Source organism: Aquibium sp. A9E412 (genome assembly GCF_030398335.1).
Classification (GTDB): domain Bacteria; phylum Pseudomonadota; class Alphaproteobacteria; order Rhizobiales; family Rhizobiaceae; genus A9E412.
The window spans coordinates 1-17592 of the sequence record NZ_JAOAOP010000072.1 but is presented as its reverse complement, the minus strand read 5'-3'; the positions used below and the strand labels follow the sequence as shown (position 1 = coordinate 17592).

Below are 17592 nucleotides of genomic sequence, written 5' to 3'. Positions count from 1 at the left end.
ACGCGCACATCCACCGCCGCGTCTTCCTCAACGGCGACCGCACCGTCGTCTTCCCCGCTTCGCCCGGCAGCTACGCCTCCGAACGCATGGGCTGAGACCGGCCCGCCGGCAGGGCCAGCTTTCCGCGTGCCTTTCCGGCGCTCCGGCTGTAGGACGACGCCGGGGACCCCGCAGGCTTGGGAGGAAGACATGGCCGTCACCGTCTACGGCATCCGCTCGTGCGACACGATGAAGAAGGCCTTCGCCTGGCTCGACGGCCACGCCATCGCCTATCGCTTCCACGACTACCGCAAGGACGGCGTCGAGGCGGCGATGCTGCGGCGCTGGTGCGCGGCGGCCGGCTGGCAGACGGTGCTCAACCGGGCCGGCACGACGTTTCGCAAGCTGCCGGACGCGGCCAGGGCCGGTCTCGACGCCGAGCGCGCGATCGCGCTGATGCTCGACCAGCCGGCGATGATCAAGCGCCCGGTGCTGGAGACCGGATCGGCGCTCGAGATCGGCTTCAGGCCCGATCGCTACGCCGCCCTGTTCGCGACGCAGTAGGGCAGGCGGCGGCCGTTCCCCGGAACCGTGGGCCCGCGCGGCCGACCGCGCGCCGGGGCTGGATCAATGCGCCGCGATCGGAAAGACTGGCCGGGATGAGCGACAGTTCCCCTTCCCCGAGCGGCCGCGCGCTGGCGCCGCAGCGCCAGGCCGTCATCCTGCAGCATGTGCGCGAGCACGGCGTGGTCTCCATCGCCGAGATGGCGCGCGTCCTCGGCGTCTCGCGCGAGACGGTGCGCCGCGACCTCAAGGTGCTGGCCGAGCAGCGGGCGGTCAGCCTGCTGCATGGCGGCGCGGCGCGCGTGCACGACGAGGAGCCGGCGCTGAGCCAGCGCCGCGAGGAGAACGCCGCCGGCAAGGCGGCGATCGGCCGGCGCGCGGCCGAGCTGGTGACCGACGGCATGGTCGTGCTGCTCGATTCGGGCACCACGGCGCTCGCCGTCGCGCATGCCTTGAAGGAGCGGCGCAACCTCACCGTCTTCACCCCCAGCCTGGCGATCGCGCTGCTGCTGTGCCACCAGCCGGGCATCCGCGTGCACATGCCGGGCGGCGAGGTCGAGCCGCGCGAGGAGGCGATCGGCGGCATCGACGCGCTGAACGGGGTTGCCGCGCTGCGCGTCGATCTCGCCTTCGTCGGCGCCGGCAGCCTGACGGCGGACGGCGCGGTGACCGACTTCACGCGGCTCGGCGCGGAGATGCGCGCGGCGATGATCGGCACGGCGGGTGCCGCCTACTTCATCCTCGATTCCTCCAAGTTCGGCCGCCCGACGCCGATGCTGATCCCCGGCTTCGCGCAGGCCGCCGGCGTCATCGTCGACCGCCGGCCGGCGCCGGCGACCGTGCAGGCGCTCGACGCGCAGGGCCTGGGCCTCCTCGTCGCCGCACCGTGAGGCGGCGCGGCCGCGGCGGCGGCCGGCACTGTCCTTGTGGTCTTTTGTGGTTTTTTGTTTTGAAATTTGGCAATTTCCGGCCTATGCTCCCTTCACGTTCGGGAGAGAGGTCCGCCATGTCGCAAGATTTGCCCACCCACGCGCGCGTCGTTGTCATCGGCGGCGGCATCGTCGGCTGCTCGGTCGCCTATCATCTGGCCAAGATGGGTTGGCGCGACGTTGTGCTGCTCGAGCAGGGCCAGCTTTCCGGCGGCACGACCTGGCACGCGGCCGGCCTCGTCGGCCAGCTGCGCAGCCACGCCAACATGACCGGCCTGATCCGCTATTCGACCGAGCTCTACGGCACGCTGGAGGCCGAGACGGGCCTTGCCACCGGGTGGAAGCGCTGCGGCTCGCTGTCGGTGGCGCGCACGGCCGACCGCATGACCGTGCTCAAGCGCACCGCCGCGGCCGCCCGCGCGCAGGGCGTCGACATCGAGCTCGTGACGCCGAAGGAGGCCGGCGAGATCTGGCCGGTCATGGCGACCGACGACCTGGTCGGCGGCGTCTGGCTGCCGGGCGACGGCAAGGCGAACCCGACCGATCTCACCCAGTCGCTCGCCAAGGGCGCGCGCAACGGCGGCGTGCGCGTCATCGAGCGCGTGCGCGTCACCGGCATCGCCGAACGCGACGGCCGGGTCACCGGCGTGGCGACCGATCAGGGCGACATCGCCGCGGAGATCGTCGTCAACTGCGCCGGCCAGTGGGCGCGCAAGGTCGGCCTGATGGCCGGCGTCACCGTGCCGCTGCATTCGGCCGAGCACATGTACATCGTCACCGGCCGCATCGAGGGCGTGCATCCCGACCTGCCGGTGATGCGCGATCCCGACGGCTACATCTACTTCAAGGAGGAGGTCGGCGGCCTCGTCATGGGCGGCTTCGAGCCCGAGGCCAAGCCCTGGGGCATGGACGGCATCCCCGACAATTTCGAGTTCGCGCTGCTGGAGGACGACTGGGACCAGTTCGAGATCCTCATGGACAACGCGCTGGTGCGCGTGCCGCAGCTCATGCAGGCCGAGGTGCGCCAGTTCTACAACGGGCCGGAGAGCTTCACCCCCGACAACAACTTCATCCTCGGCGAGGCGCCGGAGCTGAAGAACTTCTTCGTCGGCGCGGGCTTCAACTCGATGGGCATCGCCAGCGCCGGCGGCGCCGGGCGGGCGCTCGCCGAATGGATCGTCAACGGCGCGCCGACCATGGACCTGTGGCCGGTCGACATCCGCCGCTTCGCCGCCTTCAACAACAATCCGCGCTGGCTGCACGACCGCGTCAAGGAGACGCTCGGCCTGCACTACGCCATGCCGTGGCCGAACCGCGAGCTCGACACGGCGCGGCCGTTCCGCCGCTCGCCGCTCTACGACCGGCTGGCCGCCAAGGGCGCCTGCTTCGGCTCGCGCATGGGCTGGGAGCGGGCCAACTGGTTCGCCCGCGAGGGCGCCAGCCCGCGCATCGACTACGCCTTCGGCCGGCAGAACTGGCACGAGGCGGTGGGCCGCGAGATGAAGGCGGCGCGCGAGGGGGCGGTGATCTTCGACCAGACCTCGTTCGCCAAGCTGCTTGTGCAGGGGCGCGACGCCGGCGCGGTGCTCAACCGCATCTGCGCGGCCGACGTCGACGGCGAGATCGGCCGCTCCGTCTACACCGGCCTGCTCAACGCGCGCGGCGGCTACGAGAGCGACCTCACGGTGATGCGGCTGGCGCGCGACCGCTTCCTCCTCGTCACCGGCTCCGCCCAGCCCGTGCACGACGCCGACTGGATCCGCAAGAACACGCCGGACGACGCGCACGCCGTCCTGACAGACGTCACCTCGTCCTATGCGGTGCTGTCGGTGATGGGACCGAAGGCGCGCGACGTGCTGGAGCGCGTCACCTCGGCCGACCTGTCGAACGCCGCCTTCCCCTTCGCCACGGTGCGCGAGATCGACGTCGGCTACGCGACCGCCTACGCCAACCGCATGAGCTACATCGGCGAGCTCGGCTGGGAGCTGCTCGTGCCGGCGGAGTTTGCCGTCGGCGTGTACGAGACGCTGCACGAGGCGGGCCGCGAGGCCGGGCTTCTCGACGCCGGCTACTACGCGCTCGAGGCGCTGCGGCTGGAGAAGGGCTTCCGCGCCTGGGGCCGCGAGCTGACGCCGGACATCAACCCCTACGAGGCGGGCCTCGGCTTCGCCGTGGCGCGCGACAAGCCGGGCGGCTTCATCGGCAGCGAGGCGCTTGCCGCGCACCGGCAGAAGGGCGTTCTGCTGCGCCGCATCGTGCAGTTCACGCTCGACGACGGCGAGCCGGTCCTGTGGGGCGGCGAGTTGATCCTGCGCGACGGCAAGCCGGTCGGCGAGGTGCGCTCGGCCGCTTACGGCCACACGCTCGGCCGCTCCGTCGCGCTCGGGCTGGTCGAGGACGAGGCGGGCGTCTCCAAGGCGTATCTGGAAGAGGGCCGCTTCGAGATCGACCTGGCCGGCGAGCGCCACGCCGCCACGCCGCATCTGCGGGCGGCCTACGACCCGGCGTTCGAGCGGCCGAAGGCCGACCGCAGCCCGGCGCGCGACGCCCGCGCCGCCTGAGCGCGTTTCCAGGCGAAGCGGAAGCCGGCTCGCCGTCCGCAAGCGCGTCAAGACAACAGGTTGGCGCCGACCTGCGCTTCCGTGAACGGCAGAACGGCTCCAAGCGCGGCGCCGGGGCGGCGCCGCCTCAGCCGCCGTTCGCCCGGCTGAAGCTGTCGGCGATGGCGAAGAAGGCGGCGACCAGCTTGCCGCCGCCGCGCTCGCGCAGGCAGATCAGCGCCTCGTCCATCTCCATCCCCTCGGCCTCGATGGGGATCTGCACGAGACGCGAATCGGCGCCGAACTCGGCCGCCGAGACGAAGCCGACGCCGGCGCCCGAGGCGACGATCTCGCGCACCGCCTCGCGGCCCTCCGCCTCGATCGCCGGCGTCAGGTTCACGCCGGCCCGCTGCGCCGCCTCCTCGAGCTTGGTGCGCGTCTTGGAGCCGCGCTCGCGCATGACCAGCGGCAGCCCGGCGAGCTGGCGGAAGCTGACGGAGCGCTGGTCGGCGAGCGGGTCGCCGGCCGCCACGAAGGCGACGATCGGCGTCGAGTTGAGCCGCACGACCTGGAAGTCGCGGCCGGTCGGGATCTCGCCCAGCACGCCGATGTCGGCCTCGTAGCTGTACAGGCCGGAGATCACGCTCTCGGTGTTGCCGGCATGCAGCGAGATGCGCACGCCGGGATAGGTCTGCCGGAAGCGCGCCAGGATGTGCAGCAGATGGTGCGCGGAATCGGCGACGATGCGCAGCGTGCCGGCGCGCAGCGCGCGCGATTCCGACAGCAACTCCAGAGCTTGTTGTTCGTTGTCGAAGAGGCGCCGCGTGATCTCCAGCAGCCGCTCTCCGGCAGGGGTGAGGACGACCTGCTTCTTCTGCCGGTTGAAGAGCAGGACATCGTACTCCTCCTCCAGCTTGCGGACCTGATCGGAGATCGCCGGCTGCGTCAGGTAGAGCTCCTCCGCCGCGCGCGAGAAGCCGCCGCACACGGCGACATAGTGGAAGGCGCGGAGCTGGACATAGCGCATGGGCGGGACCGGAGGCGGGGTTTATGATAAGGTGATCTGATGCACTCATTGAAACTAACGATTTGCGCTATGCTATGTAAAGCCGCTTGCTAGTGCGATTCACACGGCACACCGGGAGAAGGTGATGCATCCGACGCTCGTCGTCCTCCATCTGGCCGCCGCGGTCATGCTGCTGCTCTGGGCCGTGCGCATGGTGCGCACCGGTGTCGAGCGCGCCCACGGGCGGGCGCTCAAGAACGCGCTGCGCAAGGCCAGGGCCGGCCATCTGCGCGGCGCCCTCGCCGGCACGGTGCTGGCCGTCGTGCTGCAGAGCTCGACGGCGGTCGGCATCCTGGCCGCCGGCTTCGCGGCGAGCGGCATCCTGGCGGTGTCGACCGGCATCGCCATCCTGCTCGGCGCCGATCTCGGCTCGGCGCTGGTGGTGCAGATCCTGTCCTTCGACCTGTCCTGGGCGATCCCGGTGCTGATGCTGGCGGGGGCGACGCTGTTTCTCAAGTTCGAGCGCCGCGAGGTCCGCCAGGGCGGCCGCATCCTGCTCGGCATCGCCTTCATCCTGCTTTCGCTCGACCTGATCGGCGCGGCCACGACGCCGCTGCGCGAGAGCGCCCTGCTGCCGCAGGTCGTCGGCTATCTGCGCAACGACCCGATCACCGCCTTCGCGCTCGCCGCCCTCCTGACGTGGCTGATCCATTCCTCGGTCGCCGCCATCCTTTTGTTCGCCGCCTTCGCGGCCGAAGGCGTGCTGCCGGTCGAGGTCGGCCTGCCGATGGTGCTCGGCGCCAATGTCGGCGGCGGCATGATCGCGGTGTGGCTGACGCGCGGGCAGAGCGCGGAGGCGCGGCGCATCCCGCTCGGCAATCTCCTGTTCCGCTCCGCCGCGGCGCTGGCGCTGCTGCCGGCGGTGGCGGCCGAGATGGTGCCCGTGGCGCTGCTCGGCGCCGACCCGGCCCGCCAGATGGTCAACCTGCACCTCGCCTTCAACGCGCTGCTCGTGCTGGCCTGCCTGCCGCTGACCGGCGCGATGGCGCGGCTGACGGCGCTGATGCTGCCCGACGCCGGCCGCGCCGAGCAGGCCGCGCGGCTGCTGGCCCGCCCGGCCAGCGCGCTCGACGAGGCGGCGCTCGACATGCCGCGGCTGGCGCTCGCCAGCGCGACGCGCGAGCTGTTGCGCATGGGCGAGACGGTCGAGACGATGTTCCGCCCGGTGATGGAGCTGCTCGAGGAGGGCAACGCGCAGGAGGTCGCCCGCGTGGCGCAGCTCGACGAGGAGGTCAACCAGGCGCACACCGACATCAAGCTGTTCATCGCCCGGGTCAACCGCGGCCGGCTGAGCGCCGAGGAGGCGCAGCGCGGCATGGAGCTGACCAGCTTCGCGATCAATCTCGAGCACATCGGCGACATCGTCGCCAAGACGCTGCTGCCGCTGGCCGAGAAGAAGGCCAAGCGCCGGCTGCAGTTCTCCGAGGAGGGCTGGTCCGAGATGACGCGCCTGCATCAGCGGGTGCTCGCCAACATGCAGCTCGCGCTGAACGTGCTGGTGTCGGGCGATCTCGCCTCGGCGCGACAGCTCGTCAAGGAGAAGGAGCTGATGCGCCGGCTCGAGCGTGAGAGCCATCACCGGCACCTGATGCGGCTGCAGTCGGGCATGATGGAGAGCATCGAGACCAGCGACATCCATCTCGAGGTCGTGCGTGCGCTCAAGGAGATCAACTCGCTGCTGGCGACGGCGGCCTATCCGATCCTCAGCGAGAGCGGCGACCTCCTGGAAAGCCGCCTGGCGCAGCCCGCCGCCTGAGCCGCGGCGGCGCCGGACGAGACGGCAGAACATCGACGCTGCTTATGCTGGGATACAAAATAACGATTTTACATATATGTCTCGGCGTGGGCACATGCGGCCGACGAAAGGCGTTGCCACGGAGGTCTCGCACATGCCCTCGCACTTTCCGCCGCCGGCTTACGGCGAGCCCTATCTGCTGACGCCCGGACCGCTGACCACCGCGTACTCCGTCAAGCAGGCGATGCTGCGCGACTGGGGGTCGTGGGACGGCGACTTCCGCGCCATGACCGCGGAGCTGCGCCGCCAGCTCCTGGCGCTTGCCGGCGATGTCGACGGCAGCTTCGACTGCGTGCCGATGCAGGGCAGCGGCAGCTTCGCCGTCGAGGCGATGCTGGCCAGCTTCCTGCCGCGCGACGGCAAGGCGCTGGTGCTGGCCAACGGCGCCTACGGCCAGCGCGCCGCCCAGACGCTGCGCTATCTCGGCCGCGACCACGTGGTGATCGACAAGGGCGACTACCTGCCGCCGCGCGGCGACGAGGTGGCCGCCGCGCTCGACGCCGATCCGGCGATCAGCCACGTCGTCGCCATCCACTGCGAGACGAGCTCGGGCATTCTCAACCCGATCGAGGAGATCTCGCGCGCCGTCTACGCCCGCGGCCGCAAGCTGCTGGTCGATTCGATGAGCGCCTTCGGCGCCCTGCCGCTCGACATCGGCACGATCCGCTACGAGGCGATGGTCTCGTCCGCCAACAAGTGCATCGAGGGCGTGCCGGGCTTCGGCTTCGTGATCGCGCGCAAGAGCGAGCTCGAGGCGGCCGCCGGACGCAGCCACTCGCTGAGCCTCGACGTGCACGCGCAGTGGGCGTACATGAACAAGACCGGCCAGTGGCGCTTCACGCCGCCGACCCACGTGGTGGCCGCCTTCATGGAGGCGCTGCGCCTGCACGCCGAGGAGGGCGGCGTTGCCGGCCGCGGCGCGCGCTATGCGCGCAACCGCGACGTGATGGTCGCCGGCATGCGCGAGCTCGGCTTCGAGACGCTGTTGAGCGACCGCTGGCTGTCGCCGATCATCGTCACCTTCTTCAATCCGGCGCACCCCGCCTTCGACTTCCAGCGCTTCTACGACCTGATGAAGGCGAAGGGCTTCATCATCTATCCCGGCAAGCTCACGGTGGTCGAAAGCTTCCGCATCGGCTGCATCGGCCACATGGACGAGCACGTCATGCGCCGCGTCGTCGAGGCGGCGGCCGCCGCGCTGGCCGAGATGGGCGTCGACAGCGCCGCGCCGCCGGCGGCCGCCATCGCCGAACGCGCCAAGCTCGCCGCCTGACCCGGCCACACCCCGCCCTCGCCAACAAGACCCAAGGACGCCCGCGATGAACCAGATGTCCCGCCCCCACGTCACCGTCAACGGGCGCGATTACCCGTGGCCATCGGTGCCGGCGATCGCCATCTGCCTCGACGGCTGCGAGCCGGCCTATCTCGACGAGGCGATCGCCGCCGGGCTGATGCCGGCGCTCGAGCGCATCAAGGCGAAGGGCACGGTGCGCACCGCGCACAGCGTCATCCCGAGCTTCACCAACCCCAACAATCTGTCGATCGCCACCGGCAGCCCGCCCGCCGTGCACGGCATCTGCGGCAACTACCTCTTCGAGCCGGAGACCGGCGAGGAGGTGATGATGAACGACCCGCGCTTCCTGCGCGCGCCGACCATCTTCTCCACCTTCCACGAGGCCGGCGCGCGGGTGGCGGTCGTCACCGCCAAGGACAAGCTGCGCGCCCTGCTCGGCAAGGGGCTCGCCTTCGGCGACGGCCGGGAGGTGTGCTTCTCCTCGGAGAAGGCCGACACCACGACCGAGGCCGAGCACGGCATCGACGACGCCTCGGCCTGGCTCGGCAGGCCGGTGCCGGAGGTCTATTCGGCCGCGCTGTCGGAGTTCGTGTTCGCCGCCGGCGTCAAGCTGTTGAAGGAGTTCCGCCCGGACGTCATGTATCTGACGACCACCGACTACGTGCAGCACAAATACGCCCCCGGCCACCCGCAGGCGAACAGCTTCTACGCCATGTTCGACGGCTATCTCGCCGAGCTCGACGCGCTCGGCGCGGCGATCGTGGTGACCGCCGACCACGGCATGAAGCCCAAGCACCGGGCCGACGGCACGCCGGCCGTGATCTACGTGCAGGACCTGCTCGACGACTGGCTGGGCAAGGACGCCGCGCGCGTCATCCTGCCGATCACCGACCCCTATGTGGTGCATCACGGCGCGCTCGGCTCCTTCGCCACCGCCTATCTGCCGGAGGGCGCCGACGCGGCCGACGTCATCGCCCGGCTGTCGGCCGTCGAGGGGCTCGACGTCGTGCTCGACCGCGCGGCGGCCTGCGCGCGCTTCGAGCTGCCGGCCGACCGCATCGGCGATGTCGTCATCGTGTCGTCGGAGAACCTCACGATCGGCACCAGCGAGGACCGGCACGACCTCGCCGCGCTCAACGAGCCGCTGCGCTCGCATGGCGGCCTCAGCGAGCAGGCGGTGCCGTTCATCGTCAACCGCCGCGCCGAGGCGGTGCCGGAGGCGCCGGAGCTGCGCAACTTCGACGCCTTCATGGTGGCCGCGACGGTCGCCGCCGGCGGCTGAAACAGGATTGACGGCGCCGCCGCGCCGCGACAACGGGAGACAGCGACGTGGGAAAGCAGGAAGCCCAAATGACGGTCCGCCACGAACCGATGCGCATCGCCGGCCGCAAGGTCGATGCCGACGGCGTGGTCGAGGTGCGCTACCCGTGGGACGACACGGTGATCGGCACGGTGCCCGCCGGCACCGCCGGCCATGCCCGCGAGGCCTTCGAGATCGCCGCCGGCTACACGCCGAAGCTGACGCGCTACGAGCGCCAGCGCATCCTGCTGACGGCGGCCGAGATGATCGTCGCGCGCAAGGACGCGCTGTCCGACCTGATCACGCTGGAGCTCGGCATCTCCAAGGCCGATTCGCTCTATGAGGTGGGCCGCGCCTTCGACGTGTTCACGCTCGCCGGCCAGCTCTGCATCCTCGACGACGGCGAGATCTTCTCCTGCGACCTCACCCCGCACGGCAAGGCGCGCAAGATCTTCACCCTGCGCGAGCCGCTCACCGCGATCTCGGCCATCACGCCGTTCAACCATCCGCTCAACATGGTGGCGCACAAGCTGGCGCCGGCGATCGCCACCAACAACTGCACGGTGGTCAAGCCGACAGAGCTGACGCCGATGACGGCGCTGGTGCTGGCCGACATCCTCTACGAGGCCGGGCTTCCGCCCGAGATGCTGTCGGTGGTGACGGGCTGGCCGGCCGACATCGGCGAGGAGATGATCGTCAACCCGAACATCGACCTCATCACCTTCACCGGCGGCGTGCCGGTCGGCAAGATGATCGCCGCCAAGGCCGGCTACCGGCGGCAGGTGCTCGAGCTCGGCGGCAACGATCCGCTGATCGTGCTCAACGACCTGTCGGACGACGACCTGGCCAGGGCGGCCGAGCTCGCGGTGATGGGCGCGACCAAGAACTCCGGCCAGCGCTGCACGGCGGTCAAGCGCATCCTGTGCCAGGAGAGCGTCGCCGACCGCTTCGTGCCGCTGGTGCTGGAGCGCGCGAAGAAGCTGCGCTTCGGCGACCCGATGGACCCGGCGACCGAGCTCGGCACGGTGGTTCACGAGAAGGCGGCCGCGCTCTTCGAGGCGCGCGTCGAAAGCGCCGCCGCGGCGGGGGCCGAGGTGCTCTACAATCCCGGCCGGCGCGGCGCGCTGCTGCCGCCCATCGTCGTCGACCGCGTGCCGCACGAGAGCGAGCTGGTGATGGAGGAGACCTTCGGGCCGGTGATCCCGATCCTGCGCGCGCCCGACGACGACGACGCGCTGATCGCGCTGTCCAACTCGACCGCCTTCGGCCTGTCCTCGGGCGTGTGCACCAACGATTTCCGCCGCATGCAGAAATACATCGCCGCCCTGCGGGTCGGCACGGTGAACATCTGGGAGGTGCCGGGCTACCGCATCGAGATGTCGCCCTTCGGCGGCATCAAGGATTCGGGCAACGGCTACAAGGAAGGGGTGATCGAGGCGATGAAGAGCTTCACCAACGTGAAGACCTTCTCGCTGCCCTGGCAGGGATAGGGCGCGGTGGCCGCCGGCCGGATCGTCCACACCGAGGGCGAATCCAACACCTCGGCCATGCGCAGGACGTTCGCGCAGGGCCGCGACGAGGGCGCGACCCGCGACCTCCTCGACCGCGACGCGCGCGCCTTCCTGCACCAGAGCCTGTCGAGCCCCTGCGTCTCCACCATCGCCAGGGCCGAGGGCATCTGGATCGAGGACACGGCCGGCCGGCGCTACATGGATTTCCATGGCAACAGCGTCCACCACATCGGCTACGGCCACCCGCGCGTCGTCGCCGCCATCAAGGACCAGCTCGACCGGCTGCCCTTCGCGCCGCGCCGCTTCACCAACGAGGTGTCGGTGCGGCTGGCCGAGACGCTGGGGGCGCTGGCACCCGGCGCTCTGTCGAAGGTGCTGTTCACCACCGGCGGCTCTGACGCGGTGGAGGTGGCGCTGAAGCTCGCCCGCGCGGCGACCGGCCGCTTCAAGACCGTCAGCTTCTGGGACGCCTTCCACGGCGCCGGCTTCGGTGCGGCGAGCGTCGGCGGCGAGGCGACCTTCCGCTCCCACGTCGCCGGACCGCTGCTGGCCGGCGCCGAGCATGTCGCGCCGTTCCACTGCTATCGCTGCCCCTACGGCCATGCCGGTCCGCAAGCCTGCGCGCTCGCCTGCGCCGCGATGATCGACTACGTGCTCGAGCGGGAGGGCGACGTGGCCGCGGTGGTCGGCGAGCCGATGCGCGCGACCCCGGTGCCGCCGCCGCCCGGCTTCTGGAAGGCGGTGCGCGCGGCATGCGACCGGCACGGCGCGCTTCTCATCCTCGACGAGATCCCGACCGGGCTCGGCAAGACGGGCAGCTTCTTCGCCTGCGAGCAGGACGACGTGGTGCCCGACATCCTGGTGCTCGGCAAGGCGCTCGGCGGCGGCATCCTGCCGATCGCCGCCGCGATCGCGCGGGCCGATCTCGACGTCGCCGGCGACTTCGCCCTCGGCCACTACACGCACGAGAAGAACCCGGTGACGGCGCGCGCCGCGCTCGAGACCATCGCCGTCATCCGCGACGAGGGGCTGGCCGAGCGCGCCGCCCGGCTCGGCGGCGCGGCGCTCGAGCGGCTGCGCGAGTTCGCCGCGCACAGCCCGCATGTCGGCGACGTGCGCGGCCGCGGCCTGATGCTCGGCGTCGAGCTGGTCGAGGACCGCGACACCCGCGCGCCGGCGCACGCGCTGGCCGAGCGGGTCTACTACCGCTGCCTCGAGGCGGGGCTGAGCTTCAAGATCAGCGCCGGCAACGTCGTCACCCTGTCGCCGCCGATGGTCATCGATCCGGCCGATCTGGAGCGCGCGCTGTCGACGGTGGAAGGCGCGATCCTCGCCGGTTGAACCCCTCGACCGACCCGCGACCTGGGAGCCGGCGCGCGCCGCCGGCGCCGTGCCGGCCGTCTTCGTCGCGGCCGGTTGCCGCGTGCGCGACCGGACGCCGGAAGAGCATCGATTTTTTCACTGGTTTCATAAAATAAATAGATTTTACTTATTCACCGGCCGTTTTCACTATCCTTCCCGGACGAGGCGCATTCTGGAGATCGCAGCGCGCGCTGCACGGCTGGGCCTCCCCCAAGACGACCCCGACAAAGCGCGAGAAATGGGAGCACAGAAATGGACCTGCGCAAGACTTCCGTGGCGTTTGCGGCCTTCGCCGGACTGCTGGCCGGCGGCGTTGCCCACGCCCAGACCGAGCTGACCGTCTACACCTCCTTCGAGGCCGTCGACCTCGAGCGCTACCGCGAGACCTTCGAGAAGGCCAACCCGGACATCAAGATCAACTGGGTGCGCGATTCGACCGGCGTGATGACAGCCAAGCTGCTCGCCGAGAAGAACAACCCGCAGGCCGACGTGGTGTGGGGCGTCGCGGCCACCTCGCTGCTGCTGCTCAAGGCGCAGGACATGCTGCATCCCTATGCCCCCGAGGGCGTGGAGAACCTCGACCCGCGCTTCGTCGACAGCGACAATCCGCCGAGCTGGGTGGCGATGGACGCCTACGTGGCGGCGCTGTGCTACAACACCGTGGAGGGCGAGAAGCTCGGCCTCACGCCGCCGACCTCGTGGAAGGACCTGACCAAGCCCGAATACCAGGGCCACATCATCATGCCGAACCCAAGCTCGTCCGGCACCGGCTTCCTCGACGTCTCCGCCTGGATCCAGATGTTCGGCGAGGACGAGGCGTGGGCCTACATGGACGCCCTGCACGAGAACATCGCGCGCTACACGCATTCCGGCTCCAAGCCCTGCAAGCTCGCCGCCTCCGGCGAGACGGTGATCGGCGTGTCGTTCGAGTTCCCCGGCGCGCAGGCGAAGTCGAAGGGCGCGCCGATCGACATCATCTTCCCGGAGGAGGGCTCCGGCTGGGAGGCCGAGGCCGCCGCCATCATCGCCGGCACGCCGAACCTCGAGGCCGCCCAGCAACTGCTCGACTGGGCGATCACCCGGGAGGCCAACGAGATGTACAATGTCGGCTACGCCGTCGTCGCCTATCCGGGCGTCGCCAAGCCGGTCGAGCATCTGCCCGAGGACATCGCCTCGCACATGATCGAGAACGATTTCGAGTGGGCGGCGAACAACCGCGTCAGGATCCTGGAGGAGTGGACGAAGCGCTACGATTCCAAGTCCGAACCCAAGGACTGAGCCGGCGGGCCTTCGCTCCAGGGGGCGTCGCCCGCGGCGGCGCCCCCGCAACGACACACCACCAGGGGAACGGCTCGGATGCGACATGAGACGGTGAACGAAAGCCCCGGCCCGCGTGCGGCTGGCGACGCCGGGGGGGCTGCGGCATCCACCGAGCCGGCCTATCTCAGGATCGACAACCTGTGGAAGGCGTTCGGCGAGTTCCTCGCCCTCAAGGACGTCTCGCTGCGCATCGGCCGGGGCGAGTTCGTCTGCTTCCTCGGCCCGTCGGGCTGCGGCAAGACCACGCTGCTGCGCGCGATCGCCGGTCTCGATCCGCAGTCGCGCGGCACCATCCACCAGGACGGCCGCGACATCTCGGCCTTGCCGGCGTCCCGGCGCGACTACGGCATCGTCTTCCAGTCCTATGCGCTGTTTCCCAACCTGACCATCGAGCGCAACGTCGCCTTCGGGCTGGAGAACGCCAGGCGGCCGCGCGCGGAGATCCGCGCCCGCGTGGCGGAGCTCCTGGCGCTGGTCGGCCTGTCCGACCAGGCGCGCAAGTACCCCGCCCAGCTTTCCGGCGGCCAGCAGCAGCGCGTGGCGCTTGCCCGCGCCATCGCCATCTCGCCCGGCCTGCTGCTGCTCGACGAGCCGCTGTCGGCGCTCGACGCCAAGGTGCGCATCCACCTGCGCCACGAGATCAAGGAGCTGCAGCGCAAGCTCGGCGTCACCACCATCATGGTCACGCACGACCAGGAGGAGGCGCTGTCGATGGCCGACCGCATCGTGGTGATGAACCACGGCGTGATCGAGCAGGTCGGCACGCCGGTCGAGATCTACCGCCACCCGGCCAGCCTCTTCGTCGCCGATTTCGTCGGCGAGACCAACAAATTCGCCTCGCGCAGCGATGCCGGCACCGTGCGGCTCGGCCGGCGCACCCTCAGCATGGCGCGCGACGACTTCGCCGACGGCGAGCCGCTCACCGTGGCGATCCGCCCCGAGGACGTCTTGCCGCAGTCGGCCGGCGAGGCGGCGTCCGGGCCGAACCGGCTCGCCGTCGTCATCGACGACATGGAGTTCCTCGGCGCGTTCTGGCGCACGCATCTGAGCGGCGGCGACCTCGGCGACGAGACGCTGATCGCCAACTTCTCGATGAACGCCGTGCGGCGCCTCAACCTCGAGCGCGGCGCCTCGCTGACGATCGAGATCCCCGTCGAGCGCGTGCTCGCCTTCCCCGGGGAGGCGTGAATGTCCGCCGACGCCACGGTCCTGCCGGCCGGCCGGCCGGTCAAGCTCGGGCTCGACCGGGACGGGCTCATCAAGCGCCTGTTCATGGTGCTGATCGCGCTTTACCTGATCGTCACGCTCGCGCTGCCGCTCTACGCGATGATGTCGAAGTCGTTCTCGACCTACGAGTTCGAGCTGCAGCGCTACGCCTTCCAGGTGAGCGACGGCGAGGGCAACTGGGGTGAGCCGGTGACCGCGGCCGAGCTCAACGCGCGGCTCGGCCTGCTCGACGAGGCGGATCTCGCCTCGACCTCCGACGGGCGCCTGGCGGCGACCGAGCTCTTCCCGGATTTCAACTTCCGCAGCCCGGTGCGCTACCGCATCCGCGGCACCGTCGAAGACGCGCCCTATCTCGTCGGCCTCGAGTACCACAATTCGCGCGAATGGCAGGAGTTCGACTCCAACACCTTCCGCCGCATCAATCTGCGTCCGGTGCGCTCGATCGGCGTGCAGAACTATGTCGAGTATTTCTCGACGCCCTCGCTCGTCAGCTCGATCCGCAACTCCTTCTTCATCGCGAGTGTCAGCACCGTCCTCACGGTCGGCCTCGCCTTCGGCTTCGCCTATGCGATGAACCGCAGCTGCATGCCCTTCAAGGGCGCGTTCCGGCTCATCGCGCTGATGCCGATCCTGGTGCCGTCGCTCTTGCCCGGCATCGCCCTCATCTACCTGTTCGGCAATCAGGGGCTCTTGAAGTCGCTGATGATGGGGCACTCGATCTACGGCCCGATCGGCATCATCGTCGGCTCGGTGTTCTTCACCTTTCCGCACGCGCTCATCATCATCTCGACGGCGCTCAACATCTCCGACCAGCGGCAATACGAGGCGGCCGAGGCGCTGCGCACCAGCAAGTGGCGCACCTTCTGGACGGTGACCATCCCCGGCGCGCGCTACGGTCTGGTCTCGGCGGTGTTCGTCACCTTCACGCTGGTCATCACCGACTTCGGCCTGCCCAAGGTGATCGGCGGCCAGTACAACGTGCTCGCCGTCGACATCTACAAGCAGGTGATCGGCCAGCAGAACTTCGAGATGGGCGCGGTGGTGTCGGTGATCCTGCTCGTGCCGGCCGTGTTCGCCTTCATGATCGACCGGATGGTGCAGAAGAAGCAGGTGGCGCTGCTCACCGCGCGGTCGGTGCCCTACAGCCCGAAGCCGAAGCGCGGCTTCGACATGGCCTGCCTGGCCTGGTGCAGCCTCATCGGGCTGTTCATCGTCGGCATCATCGCCATCTGCCAGTTCGCCGCGCTGGTGCGCTTCTGGCCCTACGACCTGAGCCTCAGCCTCAACAACTACGCCTTCAACCGCATGGACGGCGGCGGCTGGTCGGCCTACACCAACTCGATCCAGCTCGGCCTGCTGACCGCCTTCGCCGGGACGGTGGTGATCTTCATCGGCGCCTACATGGTGGAGAAGGTCCAGGGCTTCGCCGCCGGGCGCTCGTTCTTCCAGTTCCTGGCGATGCTGCCGATGGCCGTGCCGGGCATGGTGCTCGGTCTCGCCTACATCTTCTTCTTCAACAACCCGGCCAATCCGCTGCACGTCATCTACGGCACGATGGCCATTCTGGTGATCTCCACCATCACCCACTTCTACACGGTCGGGCACCTGACCGCGGTCACCGCGCTGAAGCAGATCGACGGCGAGTTCGAGCCGGTCGCCACCTCGCTGCGCCAGCCCTTCTACCGGCTGTTCTCGCGCGTCACCGTGCCGGTCTGCCTGCCCGCCATTCTCGACATCTCGATCTATCTGTTCGTCAACGCGATGACGACGGTGTCGGCGGTCGTGTTCCTCTACTCCACCGAGACCAACCTCGCCTCGGTCGCCGTGCTCAACATGGACGACGCCGGCGACATCGCGCCGGCCGCGGCGATGGGCATGATGATCTTCTACACCAATGCCGCCGCGCGCCTGGTGCACGCCTTCGCCTCGCGCTCGCTGCTGGCGCGCACCCAGGTCTGGCGCACGCGCTAGCATTGTCCGGGCGAAGCGGATGCCGGTGCGCCGTCCGCAGGCGCGCCACGACGACGAATGAGAGCCGGCCTGCCATTGCGCGAAAGACAGACCGGCGCCGGACCGTGATGCGGGAAAGCGTGCGGCGGCCTCCGCCCGACATCGCGGTCCGTGTGCCGGGTCCGACCGCCTGGTCGCGACACCGGGTGGGCCCGCCCGGCTGCGCCATGCCATAGCGGCCCTGAGGTTCTGCGGTTCGGCGGCGCGGCCACCGCCGGGCGCAGCGCCGGCCCGCCATCCTCCGCGCGCACCGCCTCTGCCGTGCGCCTTTCCCTTCACCTGCCGACGGATGAGAGACATGACGACATACTGCCTGACCGTAGCGTGCCCGACGCGGCGCGGGATCGTTGCGGCGATCTCGGGCTATCTGGCCGACAATGGCTGCAACATCACCGACAGCGCGCAGTTCGACGATCTTTCCGGCGGCCGCTTCTTCATGCGCGTCAGCTTCATCTCGGAGGAGGGGCGCGACCTGGCGGCGCTGCGCGCGGGCTTCGCGCCGCTGGCCGACAGCTTCGCCATGCAGGCCGGCTTCCACGACGAGACCGCGAAGATGAAGGTCGTCGTCATGGTCTCGCGCTTCGGCCACTGCCTCAACGACCTGCTCTACCGCTGGCGCATCGGCGCGCTGCCGATCGACATCGTCGCGGTGATCTCCAACCACATGGACTACCAGAAGCTGGTGGTGAACCACG

General features: G+C 69.9%; 13 protein-coding genes and 1 pseudogene. 13 read left to right on the top strand and 1 reads right to left on the bottom strand.

Features of this window, described 5'->3' with window-relative positions:
• The 4 genes and pseudogenes from purU to N1F89_RS17920 all read left to right on the top strand — a co-directional run.
• Nucleotides 1-95 (top strand): annotated as a pseudogene (gene purU, locus N1F89_RS17935) (formyltetrahydrofolate deformylase); the annotation flags it as partial.
• A 94-nt stretch (nucleotides 96-189) separates the two neighbouring features.
• Entirely contained in the window at nucleotides 190-543 is a 354-nt protein-coding gene (locus N1F89_RS17930; protein ID WP_290085779.1) for an ArsC family reductase, read from the top strand.
• Between the two features lie 95 nt (nucleotides 544-638).
• Nucleotides 639-1433, top strand: a complete 795-nt coding sequence (locus N1F89_RS17925; RefSeq protein WP_290085778.1) for a DeoR/GlpR family DNA-binding transcription regulator — start codon at nucleotides 639-641, stop codon at nucleotides 1431-1433.
• 116 nt (nucleotides 1434-1549) lie between these two features.
• Nucleotides 1550-4033: an FAD-dependent oxidoreductase gene (locus N1F89_RS17920; RefSeq protein ID WP_290085777.1), complete on the top strand. Its 2484-nt coding sequence runs from the start codon at nucleotides 1550-1552 to the stop codon at nucleotides 4031-4033.
• Nucleotides 4034-4160: 127 nt separating this feature from the next.
• On the opposite strand, the gene N1F89_RS17915 is transcribed toward N1F89_RS17920, so the two are convergent.
• Entirely contained in the window at nucleotides 4161-5039 is an 879-nt protein-coding gene (locus tag N1F89_RS17915) for a LysR substrate-binding domain-containing protein (RefSeq protein WP_290085776.1), read from the bottom strand.
• A gap of 124 nt (nucleotides 5040-5163) precedes the next feature.
• Here N1F89_RS17915 and N1F89_RS17910 point away from each other — a divergent pair, with 124 nt between their 5' ends.
• The 9 genes from N1F89_RS17910 to N1F89_RS17870 all read left to right on the top strand — a co-directional run.
• Nucleotides 5164-6834: a Na/Pi cotransporter family protein gene (locus tag N1F89_RS17910; protein ID WP_290085775.1), complete on the top strand. Its 1671-nt coding sequence runs from the start codon at nucleotides 5164-5166 to the stop codon at nucleotides 6832-6834.
• Nucleotides 6835-6967: 133 nt separating this feature from the next.
• Complete coding sequence (locus N1F89_RS17905) at nucleotides 6968-8146, top strand: 2-aminoethylphosphonate--pyruvate transaminase (RefSeq protein WP_290085774.1); 1179 nt, start codon at nucleotides 6968-6970, stop codon at nucleotides 8144-8146.
• Nucleotides 8147-8192: 46 nt separating this feature from the next.
• Nucleotides 8193-9449: a phosphonoacetate hydrolase gene (gene phnA, locus N1F89_RS17900; RefSeq protein ID WP_290085773.1), complete on the top strand. Its 1257-nt coding sequence runs from the start codon at nucleotides 8193-8195 to the stop codon at nucleotides 9447-9449.
• 68 nt (nucleotides 9450-9517) lie between these two features.
• On the top strand, nucleotides 9518-10957 hold the full coding sequence (gene phnY, locus N1F89_RS17895; RefSeq protein ID WP_290085772.1) for a phosphonoacetaldehyde dehydrogenase: 1440 nt from the start codon (nucleotides 9518-9520) through the stop codon (nucleotides 10955-10957).
• Between the two features lie 6 nt (nucleotides 10958-10963).
• Nucleotides 10964-12319: an aspartate aminotransferase family protein gene (locus N1F89_RS17890; RefSeq protein ID WP_290085771.1), complete on the top strand. Its 1356-nt coding sequence runs from the start codon at nucleotides 10964-10966 to the stop codon at nucleotides 12317-12319.
• A gap of 273 nt (nucleotides 12320-12592) precedes the next feature.
• A complete protein-coding gene (locus N1F89_RS17885) occupies nucleotides 12593-13618 on the top strand; it encodes a putative 2-aminoethylphosphonate ABC transporter substrate-binding protein (protein ID WP_290085770.1) in 1026 nt (341 codons plus the stop codon).
• Nucleotides 13619-13696: 78 nt separating this feature from the next.
• Nucleotides 13697-14848 carry a putative 2-aminoethylphosphonate ABC transporter ATP-binding protein gene (locus tag N1F89_RS17880; RefSeq protein ID WP_290085769.1) on the top strand — a complete coding sequence of 384 codons (1152 nt, stop codon included), beginning with the start codon at nucleotides 13697-13699 and terminating at the stop codon, nucleotides 14846-14848.
• A complete protein-coding gene (locus N1F89_RS17875) occupies nucleotides 14849-16858 on the top strand; it encodes a putative 2-aminoethylphosphonate ABC transporter permease subunit (protein ID WP_290085768.1) in 2010 nt (669 codons plus the stop codon). It abuts the gene before it with no gap.
• A 337-nt stretch (nucleotides 16859-17195) separates the two neighbouring features.
• Nucleotides 17196-17592: ACT domain-containing protein (locus tag N1F89_RS17870; protein WP_290085767.1), on the top strand; the 397-nt coding region annotated here is incomplete at its 3' end.